Genomic DNA, 25917 nt, shown 5'->3' with positions numbered 1-25917 from the left:
ACCCGGCGGACCGCGGCGGTGCGGTCGCGGGTCGACAGCGCGCGACGACCGGTGGTGCGGTGCGGGGCCGGTCGACGCCATGATCAGCGGGCGCGATCCGGCGGCCGGGTCGACCCCCATGATCAGCTGGTGCCCCGCCCGGCCCGGACCGTTGGATACCATCGCCGGGTGACCGAGACGACGCCGCCTGCCGGGCCGGCCTTTCCAGCCCCGTCGCTGGGCATCACGCCGCTGTCCCGGGTCCGGCTCGACGAGTTGCTCCAGGAGATGCTGGACCGGGTCGGCGAGGTCGTCACCAGCCGGGAACGGCTGCGCGCACTGCTGACCGCCGTGGTCGGGATCAGCACCGACCTCGACCTGCACAGCACCCTGGACCGGATCGTCGCGGCCGCGTGCCGGCTGGCCGACGCCCGGTACGCCGCCCTCGGCGTCATCGGCCCCGACCGGTTGTTGACCAATTTCATCGTGCACGGCATCGACGCCGAGACCCAGGCCCGGATCGGCGACCTGCCGCACGGTCGGGGGGTCCTCGGTCTGCTCATCGCCGACCCCCGCCCGCTGCGGATGCCGGACATCACCCAGCACCCGCAGTCGTACGGCTTCCCGCCGAACCACCCGCCGATGCACAGCTTCCTCGGCGTGCCGGTCCGCATCCGGGACCAGGTCTTCGGCAACCTCTACCTGGCGGAGAAGCAGGGTGCCGCGGAGTTCACCGACGACGACGAGGAGATCGTCGTCGCGCTTGCCGCCGCCGCCGGGGTGATCATCGAGAACGCCCGGCTCTTCGCCATGGCGCACCGACGGGAGCGCTGGCTGGCCGCCGCCGCCGAGATCACCGGCGTGCTGCTGGGCGAGGTACGCCGTACCGACGCGCTGCGGCTGATCGCCCGCCGAGCCCGCGAGGTCGCCGAGGCGGACACCGCCATGGTGCTGCTCTACGACGAGGGCGCCGGGGAGTTCACGGTCGAGGTCGCCGACGGCGCCCAGCCGGCCGAGGACCTGGTCGGCGCCGTACTGGCCGCCGACGACACGGCCTTCGTCGAGCCGGTGACCCGGCGGCGGCAGGCGGTGGCGGAGAGCCTGGCGAAGGCGGCGCCGTGGCCGGTGGCGGTCACCAGCGGCCCGGGACTGATCTCCCCGCTGATCGTCGGCGACGCGCTGCACGGGGTGCTGGTCGTCGGCTACCCCGGCGGGGAGCAGGTGGGCACCGACGCCGAGGGCACCCTGCTGGCGACGTTCGCCGGTCAGGCGGCGCTGGCGCTGGAGCGGGCCCGGGCCCAGGAGGAGCGGGAGCTGCTGGTGGTCCTGGAGGACCGGGAGCGGATCGCCCGGGACCTGCACGACGTGGTGATCCAGCGGCTGTTCGCGACGGGGCTCCAGTTGCAGACGGTGGCGCCGCTGGCTGCCCGGCCGGACGTGCGGGAGCGGCTCAACGCCACCGTCGACGATCTCGACTCCACCATCCGGGACATCCGGCGGGCGATCTTCGAACTGCGCACCCCGATGAGCGCGGCGCTGCGGACCGAGATCCGGGACCTGGTCGCCAACTCCGCCGAGGCGCTCGGATTCCGTCCCGGTCTGGAGATGACCGGGCCGGTGGACAGCGCCGTACCCGACCGGGTCCGTCCCGATCTGCTCGCCGTGCTGGGCGAGGCCCTCTCGAATGCCGTCCGGCACGCCCGGGCGAGTCGGGTGACGGTCACCGTCGACGTGAGCGACGGTGAGCTGTGCGTACAGGTCGCCGACGACGGGGTGGGCACCGATCCGGCGCTGGCCCGTGGCGGCCTGGTCAACCTTCGCGAGCGCGCGGAGCGGTGCGGCGGCAGCTTCCGGATCGACCGGACCGAGCCGACCGGCACGACGATCGTGTGGCGGGTACCGCTGCGCGACTGAGCCCCGGCCCGAGCGGCCCGGTGCCGGTCGGGCCGGGGCCGGGCGGTGTCCGCGGGTCAGTGCCGCTCGCCGAGCAGGCGGGTGGCCAGCACCGCGGCCTGGGTACGCCGTTCCAGACCGAGCTTGGCCAGCAGGCTGGAGACGTAGTTCTTCACGGTCTTCTCGGCCAGGAACATCTTGCCGGCGATCTCCCGGTTGGTGAGCCCCTCCGCGACGTACTCCAGGATCCGCCGCTCCTGCTCGGTCAGCGACTGGAACTCCCGGGGCTGCTCGACACCGGTGCGAATCCGGTCCAGCACCCGGGCGGTGACCGCCGGGTCCAGCAGGGACTGGCCGGCCGCCACCCGGCGGACCGCGTCCACCAGATCGGTCCCGCGGATCTGCTTGAGGACGTACCCGGCGGCGCCGGCCATGATCGCGGCGAACAGCGCCTCGTCGTCCTCGTACGAGGTCAGGATCAGCCCCTTGATGCCGGAGTCGACCGCCCGGACGTCCCGGCACACGTCGATGCCGTTGCCGTCCGGCAGCCGCGCGTCCAGGATCGCCACGTCCGGGCGGAGTGCGGGTATTCGCCGCGCTGCCTCCTGCGCGGAACCGGACTCTCCGACCACCTCGATGTCGCCGTCACTCTGGAGCAGCCCGGCCAGGCCGCGTCGGACCACCTCATGGTCGTCGAGCAGGAAGACCCTAATCACCCCTCCTTCCTATCCGGGGAACGCTCCGGCCGCCAGGGTCGAAGGTCCCGAACGCCGTCATCCGGGAGCGGGGAATGCGGCCCGGCAACAGGGGACCTGCGGCCCTGCCGGCGCGGCCCGGCGGCGGCGCACGGTGGTGGGGCAGGCAGCGAACGAGGAGGAAGTGCGATGATCCCCAATCGGAGCACCGCGCCGACGGCCACCGACGGATCGGCGGTCTCCACCGCCGAGGTCCGCGCCGCGTTCGGCGTTGCCGCCACGTACGCGCTGTTGGCGCCCTCGGTGTTCAACACCCAGCCGTGGCGCTGGCGGATCGGCCCCGGCGCCGTACTGACGTTGCGGGCGGACCGCTCCCGGCAGGTGCACAGCATCGACCCGACCCGGCGACTGCTGTTGGTCAGCTGCGGCGCGGCCCTGCACCACGCGCGGTTGGCACTCGCCGTCGCCGGATACCGCACCGAGGTCGCGCGGTTTCCGCACCACGCCGACCCGGACGTACTGGCCCGGATCACGGTGACCGGACGGCTGGAGCCCGATCCGGAGCAGCTCCGGCAGCACGAGGCGGGTCGGCGGCGGCGTACCGACCGGCGGGCCTTCGGTGAGCAGCCCGTCGCCGAGTCGACCCTGCGCCGGTTCCGCGGGGTGGTCGAGGCCGAGGGCGCCTTCCTGCACCTGGTCCGCGACGACCAGATGCCGATGCTGGCCGTCGCGACGGCCAACACGGCCGCGGCCGAGCTGGAGGACCCCGCGTACCGGACCGAGCTGCGACGCTGGACGAACCGCCCACCGGAGAGCCGGGACGGCGTACCGGCCGCCTCGGCGGTCCGCCCGGGTCCGCGGCGGGTGCCGATCCGGGAACACGCGCTCGGCGGCACGCCCGGCCTGGAGGTGGGCGAGGGCACGGACCGGGGTGCCACCTACGCGATCGTGTTCGGCCCGGGTGACACCCCCGGTGACCTGCTCACCGGTGGTGAGGCACTCTCCGCCCTGTTGCTGGCCGCCGTGGCGGAGGGTCTCGCCACCGCACCGCTGAGCGACCCGGTCGAGCTGGAGTGGCCCCGGTGGCTGATGCGGAACCTGCTCGCCGAGATCGGTGAGCCATACGTGGTGGTCCGGCTCGGCTTCGCCGCCGACCCAGATCCGTTGCCGCCGGTGCTCCGGCTGGAGCCGGCCGACGTGATCGAGTACGCCGACTGAGGCGGGACGAGCGGACCGCCGCCGTTGCCGCGATCGGGTGCCGGAGACGGGCGGGGACGTCGAGCCGGCCGGGATGGCGAGGAGGAAGCGGATGAGTCCGACGGGCTATTCACGGACCGACCTGGGCCGGGCGGTCGCCGCCGCGGCCCAGGCACCCGCCGCGGAACGGAGCCGGCCGTGGCTACGGCTGCGCGACGGTGCGATCGACGTGCTGGTCACCCCGGACGGCGATCCGGCGGGTGAGCACGCCGGGTGGGCCGCCCGGATCGGCGGCGGCGCCGGGCTGTTCAACGTACGGCTGGCGCTGGCGGTCAGCGGCCGCCCCGCGCTCGTCCGGCTGCGTCCGTACCGCGACGAGCCGGAGCTGCTGGCGCGGCTGCATCCCGGTCCGGCGCAGGCACCCGGCCCCGCCGAGCGGGAGCTGTTCGCGGCGCTGTCGCACGGCTACCACGATGCCGGACCGGTCGTCCCGGCGCCGGTGCCGTCGGAGGTCCGTCGCCGGCTGATCGACGCCGCCCAGCTGGAGCACGGATGGCTGGAGTTGATCGTCGGGTATCCCGCCGTGGCCGCCTTCACCGAGATCGAGGCGGGTGCCCGGCGGGTACTGGAGCGTGGCCGGGCGGACGCGGCGGACGCGGCGGACGCGGTCCGCTGGCGTGCCGGAGCGCCGCCGTCCGGGGAGCCGGGGAACCGGGCCGGACCGGGCGCTGACCGGGGGAGCCCGGCGACCGGCAGGCCCGTCCCGTCCGCGCCGGCCCACGCGTCCGGGGCCGAGCCGGGTGAGCCGATGGTCGCCGTGCTGGGCAGCCCGCTGGACACTCCCGGCGACCAGTTGCGGGCCGGGCAGGCGTTGCAGCGCGTCCTGGTGACCGCCGCGTCGGCCGGTCTGACCACCCGCCTGCAGGCGCAGGCGATCGTCGTCCCGGCGGCACGGGAGCAACTCCGCCTGGCACTCGGCCGGTACGGGCGGCCGCAGATGGTGCTGTGGATCGGTCGGCGGGCGGCCCACCGGGTGGAGCCGGCGACGGCACCGGCCCGGAAGGACCGGCCCGGGCGGGAAGACCAGCCTGGCCCGCAGGACGGAAACCGGACGGCCCCTGGAAACGGGTACAAGGTCCCGGGAACGACCGGTCCGGCGGCCCTGTCCGGCAGGGTGGCCGCCGCTGTCGAATAGAGGTAGCCGCGAGGGACAGCGCGGACGAAACGAGAGGACGTGACGACGATGACGGCGACCAGCAACCAGCCCGTCGCCCGCCAGACCGCCGCGGCGGCCGACCCGGTGGGTGCGGAGACCGGCGCCCAGCGGGCCGCGCGGTACGTTTTCGCCGGTATCCGGCTCGCCCTGGGCTGGACCTTCCTGTGGGCCTTCCTCGACAAGACCTTCGGCTTCGGCTACGCGACCGAGAGCAAGGACGCCTGGATCAACGGCGGCAGCCCGACCAAGGGCTTCCTGGCGTTCGGTGCGGAGGGCCCCTTCCAGGGCCTGTACCACGACATCGCCGGCGCCGCCTGGGCCGACGTCCTGTTCATGGTCGGCCTGCTCGGCATCGGTGTCGCCCTGCTGGCCGGGATCGGCCTGCGGGTCGCCGCCGTCGCCGGGGGGCTGCTGTACGTGCTGATGTGGACCGTCGTCCTGCCTCCCCCGAACAACCCGTTCCTGGACGAGCACCTGGTCAACGCCGCGCTGCTGGCAGGTCTGGCCCTGGTCGGCGCCGGCGACACCTGGGGCCTCGGCCGGATCTGGGCGAGGCTGCCGATCGTGCGGCGCCAGCCCTGGCTCAAGTGACGCCAGTCACCCCGCCTGGCGGGCACCACCGACGGTGGTGCCCGCCAGGCGCATTTCGGGTCGACACCGTACGCCTACCCCTCTCATCCCTCCGGCTGCGGCGAAGCGGACCGTAGACCGACAAGACAATCAGTCTTGACAATTTAAGTTGTCGGTGCGAAAGTTTCTGGCAGAAGCGAGCGCGACGACAACGACGGTCCCGCCGCACGGCGCGGAGGACCTGATCGAGAGGACACCGATATGCGGAACTTGGTCGTGAGTACGTTCCTCACCCTCGACGGGGTCATGCAGGCTCCGGGCGGCCCCGAGGAAGACAGCGACAACGGGTTCGCCCACGGAGGCTGGATGGTCAACTACTGGGACGACCAGGTGGCCGAGGCCATGGGCGACCTGATGGGCAAGCCGTTCGACCTGGTGCTCGGGCGCAGGACCTACGACATCTTCGCCTCGTACTGGCCGCACGCGTCGCAGGAGCAAGGCGCCGAGCCGCTCAACCGGGCCACCAAGTACGTCGCCTCCCGGGGGCGCCCCGCGCTGGGCTGGGAGAAGTCCGTGCTGATCGAGGGTGACGTTGCCGAGGGCGTGGCGGCGCTCAAGCAGCAGGACGGACCCGAGTTGCAGGTGCACGGCAGCGGCAACCTGATCCAGACACTGCTGCGGCACGGCCTGATCGACGAGTTCCGCCTGCTGGTCTTCCCGGTCGTGCTCGGCTCGGGCAAGAGGCTCTTCGCCGACGGCACCGTCCCGGCCGGCCTGAAGTTGGTGCAGAGCACGGTCTCGTCCAACGGGGCGATGATCAGCAGGTACGAGCCGGCCAGCGAGATCGTCATCGGCTCGTTCGGGCAACCCTGACCGGGCAGCAGGGCGGCGGTGGCGGAGCTGACCGGACGGCTCGGCGCGGCCCGGATCACCACAATTCGTACCCCGCTGGAACGGGAGCTCTCCGGCTGACCCGGGCCGCGCGAGCCGGCTGCGCCACCCGTCGCCGATGTCGCGGTGTGCGGCCGGGCCCATCCGGGTAGGCGGGCCGAGACAGCGGTACCGGCAGAGCGGAGCGACCGATGAACGTGTCCCATCTTCCGTTGCGCGCCGCGATCGGCGCGTTCGTCCTGAACTCGGGCCTGGCCAAGTGGAATCTCGAGGGGGAGGAGGCGGCGGGCATGCACGGGATGGCGGCCGGGGCGATCCCGCCGATCAAGCGGATCCCACCCGGGCAGTTCGCCCGGCTGCTGGCCGGCACCGAGGTGGCGCTCGGCGCCGCCCTGCTGATCCCGGTGATCCCGTCCGCGCTGGTCGGGCTGGGCCTGCTCGGCTTCGGCGGCGGCCTGATGCGGCTGTACTGGGCGACGCCTGGCATGCACGAGCCGGGCAGCCCCCGGCCGACCCAGCAGGGTGTGCCGATCGCCAAGGACAGCTGGCTGGTCGGCGCCGGCCTCACCCTGTTCCTCGACGACCTGCTCGGTCGGGCCGCCGGCAAGCGCCGCGGCCTGGGCCGGCAGCTCGCCCGCCGGTGCGGCAGGCGACGCGGCTGAGCACACCCGGCGGCCGGCGGTCGAACAGGGCCAGCCGGCCGTCCGCTGCCGCTGGCCGACGGCCGGCTGTTTCGCCCCGTCCAACCCGGGTACGCCGAGAGAACGACGGGCGGCGTCACCGGCACCGTCGACCGGTGGCGCCCGGACAGGTTTCCGAACCCGGGAGGAGCGCGACGCCATGGCCGGGATTCTGCTGCGCAGCCGCGCCTTCAACGACCACGACCGGCTACCGGACCGGTTCTCCCGGGACGGCGGCAACGTCTCGCCACCACTGGAGTGGTCCGACGTGCCGGACGAGGCGACCGAACTGGTCCTGCTGGTCGAGGACCGGGACGCCGGGCGTACGCCGTTTCTGCACTGGCTGGTGACCGGGATCGAGGCGACCTCCGGCGGTGTCGACGAGGGCGGGATCCCGCCGGGCGGCCGGGCCTGGACGAACGGCTTCGGCACGACGGGGTGGGGCGGGCCCCATCCGCCGGTCGACGACGAGCCGCACCGGTACTTCTTCCGGCTGTACGCGGTGAACCGGCCGCTGGAGCTGCCCGACGCACCGCAGGCGCCGGACGTGCACGGTGCGGTCCGGAGGCTGGAACTGGCCAGCGGCAACATGGTCGGCACCTTCGCCCGCTGAACGCGCCGCCGGGGTCGGCCTGCCACCATCCCGGTACGGGCGCTCGCGCTGCCCGATCGGGGCGACTCATGCGTCGACCAGGTCGTCGATCACCTCGGCCCGGTCCAGCGAGGCCAGGACCCGGTAGTCGTACCAGTCGACTCCGATGGCGTCGGCGGTCGCGTAGCAGCCGATCACCCGCCCGGTGAAGCCACCGGCGACCTCGGTGGAGAGGTACCGTCCGTCGAGCTCGGCGAGGACCACGAACTCGCCGTCCGGTGCCTCGTAGCCGAGCCGCACCACGTCCGGCTCCTGCCGGGGATGGTCCATGCCCGGCCCGGAGGCCCAGGTCTCGACCCGCAGCACCACCGGGCCGGTGATCGGGCGGGCGGCGATCCGTTGGCACAGCGGCCCGATCCGGGCCCGTACCCAGATCTCGCCGCCGCCCAACTCGACCGCGTAGTGGTGGGCCTCGTCGAGGCGTACCGCCAGGCCGCCCCGGCCGACGCCGGGATCGACCAGGGCGCGTATCCGGACGTCGTGCTGCTCCTGCCGACGGCCGACGAAGGTCACCGTCGGCTCGTCGAGCGAGCCGCCCCGGGCCCGCAGGGTCAGCCAGCCGGGCCGCTCGATCAGCGAGACGTCCTCCGGCGGCCGGGCCCGTACCGAGATCCACTGCGGGTGCAGTTCCGTGGTGTCGAAGTCGTCCCGCGCCGGTACGGTGCCCAGGTGCGCCGTGGACGAGGCCTGGGTACGCGGCATCGCGCCGATCGGTCCGACCACCGGCCAGCCGTCGGACCAGGTGATCGGGGCGAGGAAGGTCTCCCGGCCGAGTACGTGCCAGCCGGGCGTGCCGCCCCGGGCCCGTACCCCGAGGAAGACCAGCCACCACGAGCCGTCCGAGGCCTGCACCAGGTCGCCGTGCCCGGTGTTCTGCACCGGATGGTCGGTGCTGCGGTGGCTGAGGATCGGGTTGGCCGGGCACGGCTCGAACGGACCGTCCGGGGCCGGGGCCCGGGCCACCGAGATGCCGTGGCCGCGCTCGGTGCCGCCCTCGGCGATCAGCAGGTACCAGGTGCCGTCGATCTGGTAGAGGTGCGGCGCCTCCGGGGCCTGCGCGCCCGGGGTGCCGGACCAGATCCGCTTCGGCCGGCCGCGTGCCGTGCCCCGGACCGGGTCGATCCGGAGTTGGTCGATGCCGGCGACGGTGCACCAGCAGGTGCCGTCGTCGTCCCATGCCAGGTCGGGGTCGATGCCGAGGACGTCGGGCAGGTGCACCGGATCCGACCAGCGGCCGGCCGGGTCCTCGGCGGTGACCAGCAGGGTGCCGCCGTGCGGGATGTTCGAGGTGATCAGCCAGAACCGGCCGTCGTGGTGCCGCAGCGTGGGCGCGTAGACCCCGCCGGAGGAGGGTGTACCGGGCGGCAGTACGAGCTGGCTGGGCCGGTCGAGGACGTTGCCGAGCTGGGTCCAGCTCACCAGGTCCCGGCTGTGGAAGATCGGTACCCCAGGGAAGTACTCGAAGCTGGAGCAGGCAAGGTAGTAGTCGTCGCCGACCCGGCAGACGCTCGGGTCCGGATGGAAGCCGGGGATGACCGGGTCGCCGGGGACCGTCATCAGGAGTCGATCACGGCCGGTTCACCGGTTGCCCGGCCCCGGGGGATCGTGGTTGCGTGGAACGGGGGCATGGACGATCCTCTCCGGCGTAAACTTTCCGGAATTGTTCCGTAACTCGGTCGGAACGTTATGGCCCACCGGACGGTCAGTCAACCCCGGATTCTGGGGCAAAATACTGGGAGTGCGCGCGACCGACGCCGGTGCATCCTCGAAAGTGTTTCGGTCGTAGGCTGGAGCCTCAACGAAGGAGCTGCCTCGTGACGGTCGACGAAGGACGCAGGATCACGATCACCGCCATCGCCCAGGAGGCGGGCGTGTCGGTGCCGACGGTCTCCCGGGTACTCAACGGACGCAACGATGTGGCGCCGCAGACCCGGGAACGGGTGGAGGAACTCCTCCGCCGGCACGGCTACCGCCGACGGGCCACCAGACCGCGGGCCGGGGCGAGCCTGATCGACCTCATCTTCAACGACCTGGACAGCCCCTGGGCCGTCGAGATCATCCGAGGGGTGGAGGACGTGGCACACGCCTCCGGGGTCGGCACGGTGGTCTCGGCGATCCACCGCCGGTCGGCCTCGACCCGGCAGTGGTTGCAGAACCTGCGTACCCGGGCCACCGACGGAGTGATCCTGGTCGCCAGCGACCTCGCCCCGCCGGTGCACGCCGAGCTGCGCCGGCTGAACGTGCCGATGGTGCTGGTCGACCCGGCCGGAGTGCCCCACCTGGACATTCCGACGATCGGCGCGACCAACTGGGCCGGTGGGCTGCGCGCCACCGAGCACCTGCTCTCGCTCGGCCACCGCCGGATCGGCTTCATCGCCGGCCCGCCGCGACTGCTGTGCAGCCGGGCCCGGCTCGACGGCTACCGGGCCGCCCTGGACGCCGCCGGCATTCCGCTGTGCGACGAGCTGATCGTGCCCGGCGACTTCTACCACGAGTCGGGCTACTCCGGCGGCGCCGCGCTGCTCGACCTCGACGAGCCGCCGACGGCGATCTTCGCCTCAAGCGACCAGATGGCATTCGGGGCGTACGAGGCGGTCCGGCGACGCGGTCTGCGGGTGCCCGACGACGTGAGCGTGGTCGGCTTCGACGATCTGCCGGAGGCGCGCTGGGCCTCGCCTCCGCTCACCACCGTGCGGCAGCCGCTGGCCGAGATGGGGCTGCTGGCCGCCCGGACGGTGCTCCGGCTGGCCGGCGGCGAGCCGCTCGACACGCCCCGGGTCGAACTCTCCACCGACCTGGTGGTCCGGGACAGTTCGGCTCCGTACGCCCGGAAGTGACCCCGCCGGGCGCGTGCGAGGCCCGGCGCGAACTTCCGGGAGATTTCCGGTAGCCGCCGGAGTGGCCTGCCGGGGCGCCGTAGGGACGGTCTGCCGGGGCGCAGTCGGACGGGCGCCACGTGGCCGGCCCGGCAAGCGGTTTGCCCCCGGCCGCGCCGCCTGCCGTACCGGCTGACCGACAGCGGTCGGCTGGGTGCCGAGTCACTCCCGCACGCGAGCGGACCGGTTTGCCGGGTTAGAGGTGATCGGGGGCGGGGTACCACCACCCGCGAAGTGACGCCCGGCCGCCCGGCAGGGCGCTGACCCGAGGGAGCACCTGATGAGACTCGACGACGACGACATCCGGACCGCGGGCGGCGGCGGTGGGGAGGGTCCGGCCGACGGCGGGGCCAACCCGCTCGGCCAGGACGGCGGCGCCGACGGTGCTGCCGAGGGTCCGGCCGACGCCGGAGCCACCCCGGGGCAGCACGACGGTGGTGCCGACGGTGCTGCCGAGGGCCCGGCCGACGGCGGCGCGACCCCGGGGCAGCACGACGGTGGTGCCGACGGTGCCGCCGAGGGTCCGGCCGACGCGGGCGCGACCCCGGGGCAGCAGGACGGCGGCGCCGACAGCGCCGCCCGCTAGCGCTGCGGTACCGGCGATGACCGAAGACGACGGCTCGACCGGCACGGTCGCGGCGGAGTACCGGCCGGATGCCTCGGCGGTGGCGCCGCCGGCGGTCGTCCGCCGTCCCGCCCTCGAAGCCGACGGTCACCGGCAGGCTCCACCGCCGACCGAGCGGTCGAACCCGATGCCCGAACCGGTGGCGTCGGTCGCCGCCGTGACGGATCCGGCGACCGGGACGGGCGGCGACGGTCACCCGGCCCGGTCGCCCAGGACCGGCCCGGTCGGCCGATCGGCCCTGACCCGCTGCGTGGCGGTCGAACCGGCGACCTTCGCCACCGCCTACTGGGGGCGGACCGCGCTGCTGTCCCGGGCCGCCGAACTCGACAGCCCGGACGGCTTCCGCGACCTGCTCAGTCCGGTCGACGCCGACGAACTGCTCAGCCGGCGCGGACTGCGTACCCCGTTTCTGCGGGTGGCCCGGGACGGTCAGGTGCTGCCGGCCGGGCAGTACACCGGCGGCGGTGGCGCGGGGGCCGAGATCGCCGACCAGGTGCTCGACGAGCGGGTCCTCGCGCTCTACGCCGACGGGGCGACCCTGGTGCTCCAGGGACTGCACCGGACCTGGCCGCCGTTGATCGACTTCACCCGCGAGCTGAGCCGGCAGCTCGGCCAGCCGCTCCAGGTGAACGCCTATCTGACGCCGCCGGGAAACCAGGGCTTCGCCACCCACTACGACACGCACGACGTCTTCGTGCTCCAGGTCGACGGGCACAAGCACTGGCAGGTGCACGAGCCGGTGCTGCCCGACCCGCTGGAGCGGCAGCCGTGGGGCGGCCGGGCCGACGAGGTGGCGGCGGTCGCGGACGGCCCACCGGTGCTGGATGTGGTGCTGGGTCCGGGCGACGCGCTCTACCTGCCCCGGGGCTGGCTGCACAGCGCCCGGGCGCAGGACGAGAGCAGCCTGCACCTGACCGTCGGCGTCCGGGCGTTCACCCGGTACGCCCTGGTGGAGGCGCTGCTGGAGTTGGCGGCCGAGGATCCGCGACTGCGCGCCACGCTGCCGTTCGGGATGGACGTGGCCGAGGCCGACGAGATCGGACCGGAGCTGACCGAGACCGTCGAGGCGCTGCGGGACTGGCTGCCGCGGGCGGACCCGGCCGCGGTCGCCGCCCGGCTGCGGGCCCGGGCCTGGCCGGCGGCCAGGCCGGCGCCGATCCGGCCCCTCGCCCAGGCGGCGGCGATCACCGCGCTGGACGCCGAAACCCGGCTGGTGCCCCGGGACGGGCTGCGCTGGCGGTTGACCGCCGCCCAGCAGGCCGAGGACGGCGACGGCCCGGATCGGGTGGCGCTGTCGCTCTTCGACCGCACGGTGACCTTTCCGGCCCAGTGCGAGCCGGCGCTCCGGGCGTTCCTCGCCGGCCGGGTGCACCGGGTCGGCGACCTTCCCGGGCTCGACGGCGACGCCGACCGGATCGTGCTGGCCCGGCGGCTGCTCCGGGAGGCGGTCGCGGTACCCGGGTAGGAAGGGGCCCCGCATACCGCTTTCTGTATGTGCGGGGGCCTTCCTTACCCGTCAGCGGAGAAGGGCGAAGAGGGCGCCGGTGGTGAGCAGGCCGGCGACCACGACCACGAGTGCGGAGCGTACGTCCAGGCCGGCGTGCCGCCGGTCGGCGAGTGCCCGGGCCGGCGCGAGCCCGACGACCGGGCCGAGCAGCGTCACCAGCAGCCCGAGCACCGGCATGGCCACCGCCAGGTCCCCGCCGTACCGGTCGCCGACGGCCCGGGCGACCATCCCGAGGGCGTACGCGGCGGCGGCGCCGAGCACCCCGAAGAACGCCAGCAGTGGCCGGGCCCCCGGCGGCAGTTCACCCGGCTTCCGGGCCCGGTCCAGCAGCTCGCGGACCCCGTCGAGCAGCGCCTCGACGTCGACCGGTGCGCCGACCCCGTTGCGCGGCACCGGCGGCTCGCCTACCCGCCGGTCGGCCGTACCGAACTGCCCGCGCAGGATGCTCCACAGGTGGATCGACTCGGCCTCGGTACGGTCCACCTCCTGCTGGGCGGCCGTCACCTCGGCCTCGGCCCGGCGTACCGCCTGCGCCGCGTCGTGTACCGCTCGGTCGGCGGCGGCGCACTGGCGCTCGTACCAGGCGTTCGCCTCGGCGCGTTCCGCCTCGGCGCGGCCGGTCAGCTCGGCGAGCCGCCGGATCGCCTGCGCGTAGCTGGTCTCCGGTTCCAGGTCGCCGCTCATCGGGATGGTCCATAGGGGATGATCACTTGACCGGTCCGGTGCACCGAGCGGTCGAAGAAGAGCCCGCGCCACGGCCGGGGGTACCAGTCCGGGCCGCCGCCGGCCCCGGGATAGAGCGCCGAGGTCAGCTCCCCGCCCTGCACGTCGAGCGCGACCCAGGCGCCGATCTGGTCGGTACGCGACGCCGGGCCGCCGAGGTCCGCCCGCATCCGGGCCACCCCCCGCCACCAGGCGAGGGTGTGGGTGCGCCGCTCCGGCCCGTTGTGCAGCACGTGCCGCAGGTGCTCCAGCCCGGATCGCCTCCCGATCGTGTTGCCGAGCTGGCCGGCTGCCGCGTCGACGGCGTAGAGCAGCAGGTAGTGCGGCTCGCCCGGCGCGCCGCCGGATCCCAGCCCGTCCGCGGTCTCGGCCATAAGCTCGCCGATGTCGTCCTCGGAGTACCAGGCGGCGTCGGCGCCGAGCGCCTCGTAGAGCGACCGGGCGGCGGTGTCGGCGTCCGGGTCCAGGCAGGCGATGGAGAACCGGGCGGTGCCGGGCAGGTGCTGCCGACGCAGCGACCGGGCCGCCGCGTCCAGCACCGCGCAGGCCTCGTCCACGCCGGTGCCGAGTACGGCCAGGTTCCGGCCCGGTGCCCGGGGCAGCCGCATTCCGGCCGAACGCGCCTGAACGTCGATGATCTCGCCGAGCAGCGCCACCGGACCACGAGCCCCCGCACCGGTCCGGTCGGTGCCGCCGGTCCGGTCGGCGCCGACCTGGGCCGGGGTGCCGCCGTTCGGCACCGAGACCCGCTGCGGCGCTATCCCGGCCGGCCAGATCGCACCGCCGGCCGCCGACGGCCCGCCCGTGGTCGTCCGTCCGGCGCGGTCCGGCAGTCCGCCGACCGGGGCCGGCTCGCCCGGTGGGCGTAACGCGACGAAGTCGGGTGCCTCCTCCAGCCGGGGAATCGCGTCGCCGTCGAAGAGCCGGGCCGGCGCCGCGTCCGGTGGCCGCATCCGCCACAGCCGGTGCTGCAGGTCGCTCCAGGTACCCCAGTCGCTGGCCGCCGGGATCCGGGCCACCTGGTTGCCCTCGGACATCCCCGACTCGGCGTTGACGATCGCGTGGTGCCGGGGCAGGATCTGCGCGGCGTCGTTGCGCTCGGCCAGGATGCGCAGCGCCTTGGGCAGCGCGATCCGCAGGGTGAACTGGGCGACCAGCGCCGGCCGGCCCCACAGCGCCTCGATGCCCCGGACGTCCTGCGAGGCCAGCACCAGGTGGATGCCCTGGGAGCGGCCCCGCCGGGCCAGGTCCTCCAGCAGGTCGGCCGCCTCCCGGGCGACCGCGTCCCGGCCGGCGAGCAGCATCTGGAACTCGTCGACCACCGCCACGATCCTCGGCCAGCGGCCGGTCGGGTCCACCGCGCGCAGCTCGGCCAGCTTGGTCACCTCGTGCCGCTTGGCCGCGTCGGCCCGGCGACGCAGCTCCTCGGCGAGGAACCGCAGCAGGGCCAGCCCGAACTCCCGGTCGGTGTTGACGTTGATCCCGACCAGCCGCATGTGCGGCAGCCAGCTCGGGTCGCGGCGGCCCTGCGCGAACCGGGCGAACGACACCCCCTCCTTGAAGTCGAGCAGATAGAACTCCAGCTCCGTGGGGGAGTACCGGGCGGCGAGCGAGCCGATCCAGGCGAAGATCAGGTTGGTCTTGCCGGTGCCGGACGGGCCGCCGATCAGCGCGTGCGGAGGGTAGTCACCCAGGGTCAGCGTCACCGGCCGGCCGTGCGGACCGTCCCCGATCGGCGCGACCAGACCGGCGGCCGAGTCCTCCCGCCACATCTGGTCGGCCGGCGGGAGCAGGTCGGTGAAGGGCGTCGGCGGTGGGCCGGCGTTGACCCGGGTCGCCACCTCCCGGCAGGTCTCGGTGACCAGGGCGGCCGGCGGTGACGGGTCGAGGCGTACCGGCAGGTCGGGGCTGCCGTCCAGCCGGGCGCTACCACCGTCGGCCACCACCCGGTGCACGTCCGGCTCGTCGGGCAGCTCGATGCCGCGTACCACCAGGTGCACGCCGCAGGCGGCGCCGGTCCGGGCCACCCGGTCGAGCTGGCCCCGCTCGTGCCGGGACAGTTCGTCGCCGCCGAGCAGCACCGCGACCCGCCACGGCTCGGGACGGCGGCCGGTGGCCGCGGCGAGTTCGCGCAGCGAGGCGTACTCGCCGGCCAGCACCGTCTCGTTGATCCGACGGATCTGGTCGACGAGGTCGTCGAGGAGCCGGGCCAGGCCGCCCGGGCCGACGAAGGTCAGCAGGCCGGCGGTGGAGAGCGGGGCGAAGCCGGCCAGGCCGCCGCCGAGATGCTCCGGGTCGTAGCCGACCAGCCGGAGCGCGCCCGGATCGGCCCGGCCCAGGGCCCGCAGCAGCAGTGCGGCGACCACCGCGTCACAGCCGCCCCGGTCGGCCCCGGACAGGTGTACGTGGCCGGCGTCGAGCAGCGGCACCAGCGCGGGTACGGCGACGCTGCCGGGCAGCCGGACGGTGCCGATCCGCAGCGGTCCCGGCACCTCGCCCCGGACCACCGGGGTGGGGCGCCAGACCGTCCACTCCGTACCCGCGGCACCGGGCGCCTCCCGGCCGGCGGCCCCGGCGGCCCGGGAGGCGAGGCGGCTGATCTCCGCCCCGTACCGGTCGGAGAGCTCGGTCACCCGGCGGTCCCGTTCCGCGCCGACCCGGGCGGGGACCCGGGCGGCCGCCTCCCGCACCCGGCGCAGCCGGTCCTGCGCGCTGCCGAGTTCGGTCCGCGCCGCCGTGAGCCGGGCCCGGGACGCACCCAGGGCGTGCGACAGCATGGTGCGGACCCGGTCGACGAGCTGGGTCCGTAGGTCAGGCATGGGTGTCCCGGGGTGCGCGAGCGGTGACGGGGCGCTGGTCGAGGCCGAGCCGGCGCATCAGCAGTCCGGTGAGGACCCCTGCGGCGACCGCCGGATCGGCCGGATGTGGCTGCTCGACCGGCTCCTTCGGCGGCGGCATCCGGCAGACCCGACTGAGCAGCGTGTCGATTACCCCCGGCGGCAGGTTGGGCACCAGATCCCGCACCTGCCCGGTGACCTCGCGGCGCAGTCGCGGCAGGTCCGCGGCCCGGGGCGGGTGGCCGAGCAGCTCGGTGGCGAGGTCCCGCAGCATCGGCGGGGCGACCGAGGCGAGTCCCAGCCCGACGTTCGCCTCCACCGCGCGCAGTTCGGTGTGCAACCGGGTCCGGTCGCCGGAGCGGACCCCGCTGGTCACCCGGCGGAGCAGCTCCTCGGCGTCGGTGATCTCGCGGTCCGGCTCCGGTGCCGGGGTGTCCGGCCGGTCGAACAGCTCGGCCACCCGAACCGACCACCAGCCGCCGGTGGCGGCGGGAGCGGCCCGCCGGACCGGCCCGGACGAGTCGGTCGGGCCCCGGGCGCCGGGGCGGGCGGCCGGTCGCTGCGCGCCGGCGGCGGGTGGTCCGTCCCGGCCCAGCCCGATCGCGGCCAGGTACGTCGCGACCTGCTCCTGGGCGAGCCGCAGCGCGTGCCCGGCCGTCTCCAGGTGCTCGGTGGCCGCCGACAGTTCCGGTACGCCCATCGGGTCGGCCGACTCCTGGCGGACCCAACGCAGCCGCTCGGAGGCGAGTTTCAGGTGGTCGAGTGCCTTGATCACCAGCTCGACCGGCAGCTCGTCGGCGGCGGCCCGGACCTGCGCGCCGAGCTCCTCGATGATGGACATCCGCTGCTCTACAGCGTCGAGACGTAGAGTTGGGCATGTTCGACGGCGGCGAGCGTCGCCGCGAGGCACTCCTCCAACTCCTGGGCGGCCTGGGAGAGCGACGCCTGTGCGGCGTCGACAGTGGAGTGTCCACTGCCCTCCAGCGCTCCGGCCAGGGTCTGCTGCGCCTCGGCGAGCTTGTCGCTGGCGGCCTGCACCGCGGCCTGGCCGTCGCCGATCTGCTGCAGTGCGGCATCGATGGCCGCTTTCAGCTCGGCGACACTCGCCACGACGAAACCTCCTGGGGGCGGGGAGGGCTCTAATTAGAGCTTATCCCGACCGGCGCTCTGCGGCGCCCTGCGCATTTGCTGCCCGGCTGTCCGTTCCCCGCTGGTCCGGTCGGCGGCGGCCGTACGCCGGCCTTCCTCCCACTTTGCGTCACCGGACGACTACTCAGTCGGATCTCCGACAGTTGACTGGTGGTGCGGCGCGTCAGTGTCTGCGCTGAGCCAGCGCGGTCCGCGTACCTCGGCACCGAGCGCGGTGACGCGGTCCCGCAGCGCCCGGTCGGCGGTGACCACCACACAGCTCCGGCCGATGCCCTCCGCCGCGACCAGGTCGACGATGGCGTCGTCGCCGGAGCCGGGCGCCGCGACGACCCGGACCCCCTCGACCGGCGCCACCCGGCGGGCAGCGCCCTCCACCACCAGCACCACCGCGACCGGCGGGGCGAGTCCGGGCAGGCCCCGCCGGTCGACCGGCGCGAGCCGGTCCCGTAGCCGTGCGGTGGCCCCGGCCCGGTCCCGCCACCAGCCGTCCGGCCGGGATCCGACCACGTTGGCGGCGTCCACGACGACGAGCGGTTCGGTTGCCATCCGTCCAGCCTGCCACCCGGGTCGCCTAGGGGTGCGGCAGGTGCTTACGCCGCGTTTGTCGGGCCTTCCGCCGGGTAGGCCAGACAACGCCAGTGCCCGCGCCCGTGAGGGGGACATGAGATGACGCAGGGACCCGGCGACTTCGGCCCGGATCCGTGGGACGAGTTCCTCGCCCGGTACTTCGGCCGGGGAGAAAGCCGCCGGCAGGGGCAGCGGGTGGACATCACCAGGCTGATGACCGCGGACGCCCGGGAGATGCTGGCGGACGCGGCGCGCCGGGCGGCACAGGCGAACAGCAGTGACCTGGACACCGACCACCTGCTCTGGGCGGCCCTGCAACGGGAACCCCTGCGTGACCTGATCGGCCGGGCCGGCGCCGACCCGGAGGCGCTGCTCGGCGCGCTCGGCGGCGAGCAGCGGATCGAACGCCCGGCCAAGCACGGCCAGGTACCGTCGAACATGTCGCTCACCCCGGCGGCGAAGCGGGCACTGCTCGACGCGCACCAACTCTCCCGGGCGATGGGCGCCTCGTACATCGGGCCCGAGCACATCCTGATGGCCCTGCCGCTGAACCCGGAGTCGCCGGCCGGCCGAATGCTGGCCGCCGGCCGGATCCAGCCGCAGTCGTTGCAGGCGGCCAGCGCCAGCGGTGGCGGCAACGGCGGCGGCAAGCCCGACCGCGGCACCCCCACCCTCGACCAGTACGGCCAGGACCTCACCGACCTGGCCCGGGCCGACGAGATCGACCCGGTGATCGGCCGGTCGGACGAGATCGAACAGACGGTGGAGATCCTGTCCCGGCGTACCAAGAACAACCCGGTGCTGATCGGCGAGGCCGGGGTGGGCAAGACCGCGATCGTCGAGGGGCTTGCCGAGCGGATCGCCGACGGGGACGTGCCGCAGACGCTGATCGGCAAGCGGGTCGTCCAGCTCGACCTGGCCCGACTGGTCGCCGGCACCCGCTACCGGGGTGACTTCGAGGAGCGGCTGAAGAAGCTGATCGACGAGATCCGGGCACACGGCGACGAACTGATCATCTTCCTCGACGAGCTGCACACCCTGGTCGGCGCGGGCGGTGCCGGCGCCGAGGGCGGGATGGACGCCAGCAACATGCTCAAGCCGGCGCTGGCCCGCGGCGACATGCGGGTGCTGGGCGCCACCACGCTGAACGAGTACCGCCGCAACATCGAGAAGGACGCCGCGCTGGCCCGGCGGTTCCAGCCGGTGCTGGTACCGGAGCCCACGGTGGACGACACCGTCGCCATCCTGCGCGGGCTGCGGGACCGCTACGAGGCGCACCACCAGGTCCGGTTCACCGACGAGGCGCTGGTCGCCGCCGCCGAACTCTCCGACCGGTACGTCACGGACCGGTTCCTGCCGGACAAGGCGATCGACCTGATCGACCAGGCCGGTGCCCGGGTACGGCTGCGCACCCGGACACCCGCCGGCGACGTACGGGAACTGGAGCGGGAACTGGAGGAGGTGCTCCGGGAGAAGGACCAGGCGGTCGCCGACGAACAGTACGAGCGCGCCTCCGAGCTGCGCGACCGGTTGCACGAGGTACGCGAGCGGCTGGACGTGGCGAACGGCAACGGCGACCAGCCGGCGGTCCCCGAGGTGGGGACGCAGGAGATCGCCGAGGTGGTCTCCCGGGCCACCGGGATCCCGGTCAGCCAGCTCACCGAGGAGGAGCGGGACCGGCTGCTGCGCCTGGAGGGACACCTGCACGAGCGGGTGGTCGGCCAGGACGACGCGGTCAGCGCGGTCGCCGAGGCGGTGCGGCGGTCCCGTACCGGACTGGCCGACCCGGACCGGCCGATGGGCAGTTTCCTCTTCCTCGGCCCGACCGGGGTGGGCAAGACCGAGCTGGCCCGGGCGCTGGCCGAGGCACTCTTCGGCGAGCAGGACCGGATGATCCGGCTGGACATGAGCGAGTTCCAGGAGCGGCACACGGTGAGCCGGCTGGTCGGTGCCCCGCCCGGCTACGTGGGGTACGAGGAGGCGGGGCAGCTCACCGAGGCGGTCCGGCGCCGGCCCTACGCGGTGGTGCTGCTCGACGAGATCGAGAAGGCGCACCCGGACGTCTTCAACATCCTGTTGCAGGTGCTCGACGACGGGCGGCTCACCGACAGCCAGGGGCGGACGGTGAACTTCCGGAACAGCGTACTGATCATGACCAGCAATCTCGGCTCCGAGCTGATCACCGGTACCCAGCGCAGCTTCGGCTTCGGGGGCGGCGCCGGGGACTCCGTCGAGGAGGAGAACACCGAGCTGCGGGACCGGCTGATGCGCCGGTTGCAGGAGCAGTTCCGCCCCGAGTTCCTGAACCGGGTCGACGAGGTGATCATCTTCCGCCGGCTGGAGACCGAACAGCTCCGGCAGATCACCGAGCTGCTGCTGAACGAGACCCGCCGCCGGCTGCACGCCCAGGACATCGAGGTCGACTTCACCACCGAGGGGGTGGACTGGATCGCCGAGCGCGGCTACGAGCCGCAGTTCGGCGCCCGGCCGCTGCGCCGGACGATCCAGCGGGAGATCGACAACCGGCTCTCCCGGATGCTGCTGGACGGGACGGTGGAACCGAGGCAGCGGGTCACGGTGGGGGCCAGGGACGGCGAGCTGACCTTCGACGTGTCGGCGGAGAAGCGGCCCGGGCGCAGCCCGGCCACCGCCACGCATGGCCGATGAGCCGACGGCCCGGTGAGGGTCGGGAGGAGAGGAAGAACGGCGTGAGCCAGCCCGAGGAGAACCGCGAGAAGAGCGCGAAGACCGACGCCGTGCTGCGGCCACCGGCCGCCACAGGTCCGGCGCGTCCCCGGCCACCGCAGGGCCGCGACGGTACCGGGGAGGAGCCGGCCCGACCCGCGTCGCCGCCGACCGAGGAGGAGGGGTGATGGCCCGACAGCAACGGGTGGAGCCAGAGGTGGAGCAGCTGTGGCAGGACTTCCACAGCTGCGTCAACGTCACCTCCGAGCAGCTCCGGAGCTGGCTGCTGACCCAGGGCTCCGGCGAGGAGGCGTTCGGCGCCGACCCGGATCTCGGGCTGCCGGAGCCCGGCCGGCGGATCCTCGCCATCCTCGGCAAGCGGAAGGTCGACCTGACCGGCGACGACATCCAACTGATGCGGGAGACGGTCGCCGAGATCCAGGACCTGATCGACACCCGGCCGCCCGGCGGCGTGACCGACGAGCAGTGGCGCCGGGCCCTGCTCGACCTGGGGCACGATCCGCTGATCGAACGCTGAGCGGGGTGACCGACGAGCGCGTCACGGCTCCGGCCGTCGGCGCGTACCCGCCGTCTCCGGTCCGCGGGGTGGGTGGGTGGGTCAGGCGCCGCCGATGGTCGGGACGTTCAACCCGGCCGCGTCGGCCGCGTCGGTCCGTTCGGTGCGCAGCGCCTCCTCCCGGGCCAGCAACGCCGCGTACTCCGCGACGTCCTCCGGATTCGGCAGCGCCGGTACCCGGCGCAGGAAGGCCTCGACGTCGCGGGAGGCGGCGGTGTGCGCGGCGGCGACCCGGCGTACCGTCTCCCGGTCGTCCTCGGGCGGCATCATGTCGGTCATACCGGTACCGGTACCCGCTTCGGGCCGGTTCGCACCGGTCGGATCGAGGTAGCTGACCCGCGCCTGCCGCCGGGCTCCCGCTGACACGCATCCCGCGACGGATGCGGGTCGCTCTCGGCCGAGCCGCGACGAACGCGGGTCGGCCCGTGCGCCGTCCGGCCCGGAACCGGACGGCGCACGGTGGCCGATGCCCCGCCGGACCGGGGGTCAGCCCCGCCGGCCGTGGCGATGTCGACACGGGGTCGCCGCGACCTGCGGTTCTGGGTCGGGCAGGGCATGGTTAAGGTAACCGGAGGCAATCGACAGAGGTATATCCCGCCTTACTCATACCGCCGGCCACGGGCGAGCGGGCGAGCAGATCTTCCGCGCGGCGACCCCGTCTCGTAATCTTGGCGCCCGGTCGCCCCGTCGATCGCCACCGCCACCCGTCGCCGAGGAGTCCCGTTGCCCGTCATCCGCGCCGCCCGGCGGCCGGTGGTCCTGCTGGCCTATGCCGCGTTCGTCCTGGTCGGCCTGAGCGCCGGGGTCGGCGGCGTGCTGCTGCCGGCCCAGATCGCCGACTACGGGGTGGACAAGGCCACCATCGGGATCACCTTCTTCACCTTCTCCGCCGGTTTCCTGCTGGCCGGGATCACCACCGGCGGCCTGATCGACCGCCTCGGCACCCGGGTCGCGCTGGCGGTCGGCGCCGGTGCCTTCGCGCTCGCCGCCCTCTACACGGGACTCCGGCCGCCGTTCGTGGCGTTCCTCGCCGTGCAGGTGGTGGCCGGCTACGGCATCGGGGTACTGGAGTCGGTGCTCAACGCCCACCTCAGCGAGCTGGCCGGGGCGACGACGCTGTTGAACCGCCTGCACGCGTTCTTCGGCGTGGGGGCGCTGCTGGCTCCCGCGCTCGCCGCCTGGATGCTCCGCGCGCTGCCGTGGCCGGCGGTGTGGCTGGTACTCGGTCTGGCCGCCCTGCCGCTGCTCGTCGGCTTCCTGCTGGCGTACCCGCGCGGGCGCGGCGCGGACGATGTCCCGCCGGCCGCCGACGGCACGCCACCGGCCGACGGCCCGTCGCGCGACGCCGGTGTGGCCGGCCGGCCCGGCAACGGAGGACTGCTGGTCGCGGCGCTGCGGCAGCCGGCGGTGGTGTTGGCGGCGGTGTTCCTCGCCGTCTACGTCGGACTGGAGATCAGCGTCGGCAACTGGGGTTTCAGCCTGCTGGTCGGCGGCTACGGCCAGTCGGAGGTACTCGCCGGCTACGCGGTCAGCGGCTACTGGCTGGGCCTGACCGCCGGGCGCTTCCTGATCAGCCCGTTGGCCGGCCGGGCCGGCCTGACCCCGGTCGTCACCAGCGCCGGCTGCCTGGTCGGGGTGGTGGTCAGCGCGGTGCTCGCCTGGGCGGTGCCGGTCGCGGCGGTGGCCAGCGTCGCCCTGGTGCTGCTCGGGTTCTTCCTCGGGCCGCTCTTCCCGACCGCGATGGCGATGGTGCCCCGGCTGACGGCCAGCCGTCTGGTGCCGACCGCGATGGGCGTGCTGAACGGGGTGTCCGTGATCGGCGGGGCCGTCTTCCCCTGGCTGGCCGGTGCCATCGCCCAGGGGGTCGGGGTATGGACGCTGCTGCCGTTCGCGGTGGTCCTGGCGGTCGGCCAGCTCGCGATCTGGTGGCGGCTCGCCCGGCGGGTCGCCGTCGGCTGACCGCCCCGGGCCGGTGGGGCGGTCAGGCGGCGGCCAGGTTCTGCGGTCCGAAGCTCGGGTTGCGGGCCAGCCAGGCGAGGTAGTTCGGGTTCCGGGACAGCGAGGCGGTGTAGGCGGCGATGGCGTGCCCGAGTACCCGGTCGGCGACGCCGGCCGCCGGGGCGTCCGGGTGCCAGCCGAGCAGCAGCCGCCAACGCAGTGGCGTGTGCGCCAGCGGGCGGGTGACCAGCCCGGAGACCGGCCGGAAGGTGGCCTGGGCGAGCGCGACCGCCTCGCCCGCCTCGACCAGGTCGATGCAGCTGCGGATGTCGGTCTCGTAGATCTTCGCCGGGGTGAAGCCGGCCCGGGCGCAGGCCGCCACGAAGCAGTCGGCGAAGCAGCCGTCGCCGGGTGCCGCCGCCCAGCGTTCCCCGGCGAGCGCCGCCAGGTGCACCTCGTCGGTCGCGGCCAGCGGATGCGCCTCCGGCAGCAGTACGAAGACCGCGTCCACCGCCACGGCCCGCCAGGTCAGCCCGAACGCCGCCGACGGGACGGCGTCACCGCAGACCCCGGAGAGTACGAAGTCGAGCCTGCCGCTGAGCACCATCTGGGCCAGCTCGTCCACCGACCACGAGGCGTGGGTGCTGATCTGCGCGTGTGGCTGGTCGGCGGCGAGCCGGTGCACCAGTCCACCGAGGATGGGGCTGTTCACCCCGCCGAGCCGGAACCGGGTCATCGTGGTGCCGGTACCGGCCAGCCGGGCCGCCTCGTCCTGCAGACCCTTCATCGCGGGCAGCAGCACCCGGGCCCGGGCCAGCACCAGTTCGCCCAGCGCGGTCGGTCGGGCGCCGCGTCGGTCCCGCTCGAACAGTGGGCCGCCGAGAGTCCGCTCGATGCGCTGGAGCTGTGCGGTGAGCGCGGGTTGTGCCAGGCCCAGGGTCGAGGCCGCCTTGGTCACGCTGCCCGTCTCCGCGATCGCGCAGACCACCTTGAGGTGCCGCAGCTCCAGGTTCATAGCGTGACGGTAGGACCCGAAAGGGATTCACGGCTAGACCTTTGACTAGTTAAAGATCCCCCAAAGGAACCCCAACTGCGACCGAACGGACATCTAAATCTGACGGGCGGCCCAGAGCAACCCTCGTTCGGTGATCGTCCGGATCGCGGGAAGGGTCAGGTCGTCGAGCTTGTGCCCGACCGTCGAGACGAAGACCCGGCCGGCACCCCAGGACCTGGTCCAGACCGCCGGCAGGGTGACCGACCGGTCCCACGGGGTACGTTCCGTCGCCTCGGCCGCCGGTGCCGGGTCGAAGGTCACCGTCGCGAGTACCTCGTTGAGCGGGTCGGTCAGCACCCAGTACTTCTCGGTGTGCAGCCGTACCGTCCCGATGCCCCGGACGATCGGATGGTCGGCCCGCTCCGGCGGCACCGTCAGCTCGTGCTCCAGGAAGCCCGGCGGATGGTGCACGAATACGCCGCCGGTGAGCTGGTGGTACGCGTTGTGGTGGAAGGCGCCGACGATCCCGCCGTGCCACCCGGCGAACCCGGTCCCGGCCCGGACCGCCGCGGTCAGGCCGGCCGCCTGCTCGTCGCTGATCGTCCCGATCGACCAGCACTGCACCACCAGGTCGACGGCGGCCATCCGGTCCGGGTCGGCGTAGACGGCCAGGTCGTCGTGGACCTCGACGGCGAAGCCCGCCTCCCGGAGGAACGGGAGGAACAGCTCCGTCGCGGCCACCGGGACGTGGCCCTCCCAGCCGCCCCGGACCACCAGCGCGTCTCGCATCACACGACCTCCGTCCACCTCACGTCACATCACGCACCTCGGCCCGGCGCGGGGGTCCGCACCGGGCCGAACAGGATCATGCCACCTGCGCCGGAGGATCAGGTCGCCGTCGGTGGCGTCGCCGTCGGTGGGGTCAGGTCCTCGACGTAGGTCGGCCGGCCGCTCACCGCGTCGCGGACCTTGTCGACCACGCCGAGCGCGGGTTCGACCACCCGGTTCCACGGCGGCGTCGCCGGGGTGTCCGGGTGCGGTCGGGTCGGCGCGGCCTCCTCGGCGATCTCCACCCGGTTACCCAACCGGATCAGGTCGGCGTCGCTGGCCGCCGCCCGCAGCGCGGGGAAGATCTCCGTCGAGGCGGTCGACGCGTGCCGGCGCAACTGCCCGGTGACCTCGTCGGCCAACTCGGCGAACCGGGGTTCGGTCGGGGTGGCATCGGCCAGTTCCCGCAGCGTACGCAGGACGTCGCCGTCCGCCGCCAGCTCCCGGTCGGCCAGCCGCCCGCCGTCGGGCAGCGCACTGCGCACGGTCGGGTACAGGTACTGCTCCTCGCCGGAGAGGTGCCGGGCGACGGTCGCGGTCAGCACCTCGGCGACCTGGCTGCGCCGCTCGGGTGCGGCCTCGTGGGTCAGCTCGGCGCAGAGCGCCACGATCTGCTCGTGCTCCTCGGCGAGCAGTTCCACCATGCTGCGCCCGCCGGGCCGATAGTCCTCGTCGTCACCGGTCGGCGGCAGCGGCGGCAGTGGCACGCTCACGGTTGGCCTCCTCACTCCAGGTCCGCCGGTCCGGCCCGTCCATCGACCGGCGCTGTTGTGGCGGACATCCGCAGGTACCCTCCGGCCCGAAGGGCGAAACCCGGGCAGTGCGGCCCAGGGGCAGC

24 protein-coding genes and 1 pseudogene are annotated in these 25917 nt (G+C 74.0%); 14 read left to right on the top strand and 11 right to left on the bottom strand.

Annotated elements, in window-relative coordinates:
• Positions 1-222: 222 nt before the first annotated feature.
• The gene (locus ABNF97_RS19510) at positions 223-1893 is read left to right on the top strand and encodes a GAF domain-containing sensor histidine kinase (RefSeq protein WP_502930521.1); all 1671 of its coding nucleotides are present in this window, start codon (positions 223-225) and stop codon (positions 1891-1893) included.
• A 56-nt stretch (positions 1894-1949) separates the two neighbouring features.
• On the opposite strand, the gene ABNF97_RS19505 is transcribed toward ABNF97_RS19510, so the two are convergent.
• Complete coding sequence (locus ABNF97_RS19505; RefSeq protein WP_130463095.1) at positions 1950-2588, bottom strand: response regulator; 639 nt, start codon at positions 2586-2588, stop codon at positions 1950-1952.
• 168 nt (positions 2589-2756) lie between these two features.
• Between ABNF97_RS19505 and ABNF97_RS19500 the strand changes: the two genes are divergently transcribed.
• From ABNF97_RS19500 to ABNF97_RS19475, 6 genes are all read left to right on the top strand, one after another.
• Entirely contained in the window at positions 2757-3785 is a 1029-nt protein-coding gene (locus ABNF97_RS19500; RefSeq protein WP_349339342.1) for an Acg family FMN-binding oxidoreductase, read from the top strand.
• Positions 3786-3876: 91 nt separating this feature from the next.
• Positions 3877-4959 carry a nitroreductase family protein gene (locus tag ABNF97_RS19495; RefSeq protein WP_130463094.1) on the top strand — a complete coding sequence of 361 codons (1083 nt, stop codon included), beginning with the start codon at positions 3877-3879 and terminating at the stop codon, positions 4957-4959.
• Positions 4960-4998: 39 nt separating this feature from the next.
• Positions 4999-5571 (top strand): hypothetical protein, encoded by a 573-nt coding sequence (locus tag ABNF97_RS19490; protein WP_349339341.1) that lies wholly within the window; start codon positions 4999-5001, stop codon positions 5569-5571.
• 255 nt (positions 5572-5826) lie between these two features.
• Positions 5827-6423, top strand: a complete 597-nt coding sequence (locus tag ABNF97_RS19485; protein WP_207230526.1) for a dihydrofolate reductase family protein — start codon at positions 5827-5829, stop codon at positions 6421-6423.
• A 209-nt stretch (positions 6424-6632) separates the two neighbouring features.
• Positions 6633-7103 carry a DoxX family membrane protein gene (locus ABNF97_RS19480; RefSeq protein WP_130463092.1) on the top strand — a complete coding sequence of 157 codons (471 nt, stop codon included), beginning with the start codon at positions 6633-6635 and terminating at the stop codon, positions 7101-7103.
• Between the two features lie 178 nt (positions 7104-7281).
• Positions 7282-7734, top strand: coding sequence for a YbhB/YbcL family Raf kinase inhibitor-like protein (locus tag ABNF97_RS19475; protein ID WP_130463091.1), 453 nt, complete (start codon positions 7282-7284; stop codon positions 7732-7734).
• A gap of 66 nt (positions 7735-7800) precedes the next feature.
• On the opposite strand, the gene ABNF97_RS19470 is transcribed toward ABNF97_RS19475, so the two are convergent.
• Positions 7801-9330 carry a glycoside hydrolase family 43 protein gene (locus ABNF97_RS19470; RefSeq protein WP_349339340.1) on the bottom strand — a complete coding sequence of 510 codons (1530 nt, stop codon included), beginning with the start codon at positions 9328-9330 and terminating at the stop codon, positions 7801-7803.
• A 257-nt stretch (positions 9331-9587) separates the two neighbouring features.
• On the opposite strand from ABNF97_RS19470, the gene ABNF97_RS19465 reads away from it, so the two are divergent.
• The 3 genes from ABNF97_RS19465 to ABNF97_RS19455 all read left to right on the top strand — a co-directional run bounded on the left by ABNF97_RS19465 (position 9588) and on the right by ABNF97_RS19455 (position 12739).
• Complete coding sequence (locus tag ABNF97_RS19465) at positions 9588-10610, top strand: substrate-binding domain-containing protein (protein WP_130463089.1); 1023 nt, start codon at positions 9588-9590, stop codon at positions 10608-10610.
• 319 nt (positions 10611-10929) lie between these two features.
• Complete coding sequence (locus ABNF97_RS19460) at positions 10930-11235, top strand: hypothetical protein (protein ID WP_130463088.1); 306 nt, start codon at positions 10930-10932, stop codon at positions 11233-11235.
• Positions 11236-11401: 166 nt separating this feature from the next.
• Positions 11402-12739 carry a cupin domain-containing protein gene (locus ABNF97_RS19455; protein ID WP_130466018.1) on the top strand — a complete coding sequence of 446 codons (1338 nt, stop codon included), beginning with the start codon at positions 11402-11404 and terminating at the stop codon, positions 12737-12739.
• A gap of 51 nt (positions 12740-12790) precedes the next feature.
• On the opposite strand, the gene ABNF97_RS19450 is transcribed toward ABNF97_RS19455, so the two are convergent.
• From ABNF97_RS19450 to ABNF97_RS19425, 5 genes and pseudogenes are all read right to left on the bottom strand, one after another.
• Positions 12791-13465, bottom strand: a complete 675-nt coding sequence (locus ABNF97_RS19450) for a hypothetical protein (protein WP_349339338.1) — start codon at positions 13463-13465, stop codon at positions 12791-12793.
• 470 nt (positions 13466-13935) lie between these two features.
• Positions 13936-16323: pseudogene (locus ABNF97_RS19440) on the bottom strand (FtsK/SpoIIIE domain-containing protein); the annotation flags it as partial.
• A complete protein-coding gene (locus ABNF97_RS19435; protein ID WP_349339337.1) occupies positions 16316-17182 on the bottom strand; it encodes a hypothetical protein in 867 nt (288 codons plus the stop codon). The gene ABNF97_RS19435 and the pseudogene ABNF97_RS19440, both read right to left, overlap by 8 nt.
• An 8-nt stretch (positions 17183-17190) precedes the next feature.
• Positions 17191-17451 carry a hypothetical protein gene (locus ABNF97_RS19430; RefSeq protein ID WP_107259179.1) on the bottom strand — a complete coding sequence of 87 codons (261 nt, stop codon included), beginning with the start codon at positions 17449-17451 and terminating at the stop codon, positions 17191-17193.
• Positions 17452-17610: 159 nt separating this feature from the next.
• Positions 17611-18036, bottom strand: coding sequence for a PIN domain-containing protein (locus tag ABNF97_RS19425; protein WP_130463085.1), 426 nt, complete (start codon positions 18034-18036; stop codon positions 17611-17613).
• A gap of 120 nt (positions 18037-18156) precedes the next feature.
• On the opposite strand from ABNF97_RS19425, the gene ABNF97_RS19420 reads away from it, so the two are divergent.
• The 3 genes from ABNF97_RS19420 to ABNF97_RS19410 are packed head-to-tail and all read left to right on the top strand — an operon-like array spanning position 18157 to position 21280.
• Positions 18157-20724 (top strand): ATP-dependent Clp protease ATP-binding subunit, encoded by a 2568-nt coding sequence (locus tag ABNF97_RS19420; RefSeq protein ID WP_349339336.1) that lies wholly within the window; start codon positions 18157-18159, stop codon positions 20722-20724.
• Between the two features lie 41 nt (positions 20725-20765).
• Positions 20766-20930: a hypothetical protein gene (locus tag ABNF97_RS19415; protein ID WP_165436724.1), complete on the top strand. Its 165-nt coding sequence runs from the start codon at positions 20766-20768 to the stop codon at positions 20928-20930.
• Complete coding sequence (locus tag ABNF97_RS19410) at positions 20930-21280, top strand: DUF3140 domain-containing protein (protein ID WP_130463083.1); 351 nt, start codon at positions 20930-20932, stop codon at positions 21278-21280. The genes ABNF97_RS19415 and ABNF97_RS19410 overlap by 1 nt, the downstream gene beginning before the upstream one ends.
• Before the next feature lie 81 nt (positions 21281-21361).
• Here ABNF97_RS19410 and ABNF97_RS19405 read toward each other — a convergent pair whose 3' ends face one another.
• Complete coding sequence (locus tag ABNF97_RS19405) at positions 21362-21598, bottom strand: hypothetical protein (RefSeq protein ID WP_130463082.1); 237 nt, start codon at positions 21596-21598, stop codon at positions 21362-21364.
• Between the two features lie 444 nt (positions 21599-22042).
• Between ABNF97_RS19405 and ABNF97_RS19400 the strand changes: the two genes are divergently transcribed.
• Positions 22043-23278, top strand: a complete 1236-nt coding sequence (locus ABNF97_RS19400) for an MFS transporter (RefSeq protein WP_349339335.1) — start codon at positions 22043-22045, stop codon at positions 23276-23278.
• A gap of 22 nt (positions 23279-23300) precedes the next feature.
• On the opposite strand, the gene ABNF97_RS19395 is transcribed toward ABNF97_RS19400, so the two are convergent.
• From ABNF97_RS19395 to ABNF97_RS19385, 3 genes are all read right to left on the bottom strand, one after another.
• Positions 23301-24272, bottom strand: coding sequence for a LysR substrate-binding domain-containing protein (locus tag ABNF97_RS19395; protein WP_130463081.1), 972 nt, complete (start codon positions 24270-24272; stop codon positions 23301-23303).
• Positions 24273-24365: 93 nt separating this feature from the next.
• Complete coding sequence (locus ABNF97_RS19390; RefSeq protein ID WP_130463080.1) at positions 24366-25040, bottom strand: ThuA domain-containing protein; 675 nt, start codon at positions 25038-25040, stop codon at positions 24366-24368.
• Positions 25041-25138: 98 nt separating this feature from the next.
• Complete coding sequence (locus tag ABNF97_RS19385) at positions 25139-25792, bottom strand: hemerythrin domain-containing protein (protein WP_130463079.1); 654 nt, start codon at positions 25790-25792, stop codon at positions 25139-25141.
• Positions 25793-25917 lie beyond the last annotated feature (125 nt).

The sequence above is a fragment of the Plantactinospora sp. B6F1 genome (genome assembly GCF_040120695.1).
Classification (GTDB): Bacteria; Actinomycetota; Actinomycetes; order Mycobacteriales; family Micromonosporaceae; genus Plantactinospora.
The sequence above is the reverse complement of the archived record's forward strand: the minus strand, read 5'-3'. Positions and strand labels throughout refer to the sequence as shown.

Coding starts and splice junctions, on each gene's coding strand:
- ABNF97_RS19500 (WP_349339342.1), top strand. CDS start 2,757: ATGATCCCCAATCGGAGCACCGCGCCGACGGCCACCGACGGATCGGCG.
- ABNF97_RS19495 (WP_130463094.1), top strand. CDS start 3,877: ATGAGTCCGACGGGCTATTCACGGACCGACCTGGGCCGGGCGGTCGCC.
- ABNF97_RS19480 (WP_130463092.1), top strand. CDS start 6,633: ATGAACGTGTCCCATCTTCCGTTGCGCGCCGCGATCGGCGCGTTCGTC.
- ABNF97_RS19475 (WP_130463091.1), top strand. CDS start 7,282: ATGGCCGGGATTCTGCTGCGCAGCCGCGCCTTCAACGACCACGACCGG.
- ABNF97_RS19470 (WP_349339340.1), bottom strand. CDS start 9,330: ATGACGGTCCCCGGCGACCCGGTCATCCCCGGCTTCCATCCGGACCCG.
- ABNF97_RS19460 (WP_130463088.1), top strand. CDS start 10,930: ATGAGACTCGACGACGACGACATCCGGACCGCGGGCGGCGGCGGTGGG.
- ABNF97_RS19455 (WP_130466018.1), top strand. CDS start 11,402: ATGCCCGAACCGGTGGCGTCGGTCGCCGCCGTGACGGATCCGGCGACC.
- ABNF97_RS19450 (WP_349339338.1), bottom strand. CDS start 13,465: ATGAGCGGCGACCTGGAACCGGAGACCAGCTACGCGCAGGCGATCCGG.
- ABNF97_RS19435 (WP_349339337.1), bottom strand. CDS start 17,182: ATGTCCATCATCGAGGAGCTCGGCGCGCAGGTCCGGGCCGCCGCCGAC.
- ABNF97_RS19425 (WP_130463085.1), bottom strand. CDS start 18,036: ATGGCAACCGAACCGCTCGTCGTCGTGGACGCCGCCAACGTGGTCGGA.
- ABNF97_RS19420 (WP_349339336.1), top strand. CDS start 18,157: ATGACGCAGGGACCCGGCGACTTCGGCCCGGATCCGTGGGACGAGTTC.
- ABNF97_RS19410 (WP_130463083.1), top strand. CDS start 20,930: ATGGCCCGACAGCAACGGGTGGAGCCAGAGGTGGAGCAGCTGTGGCAG.
- ABNF97_RS19405 (WP_130463082.1), bottom strand. CDS start 21,598: ATGACCGACATGATGCCGCCCGAGGACGACCGGGAGACGGTACGCCGG.
- ABNF97_RS19395 (WP_130463081.1), bottom strand. CDS start 24,272: ATGAACCTGGAGCTGCGGCACCTCAAGGTGGTCTGCGCGATCGCGGAG.
- ABNF97_RS19390 (WP_130463080.1), bottom strand. CDS start 25,040: ATGCGAGACGCGCTGGTGGTCCGGGGCGGCTGGGAGGGCCACGTCCCG.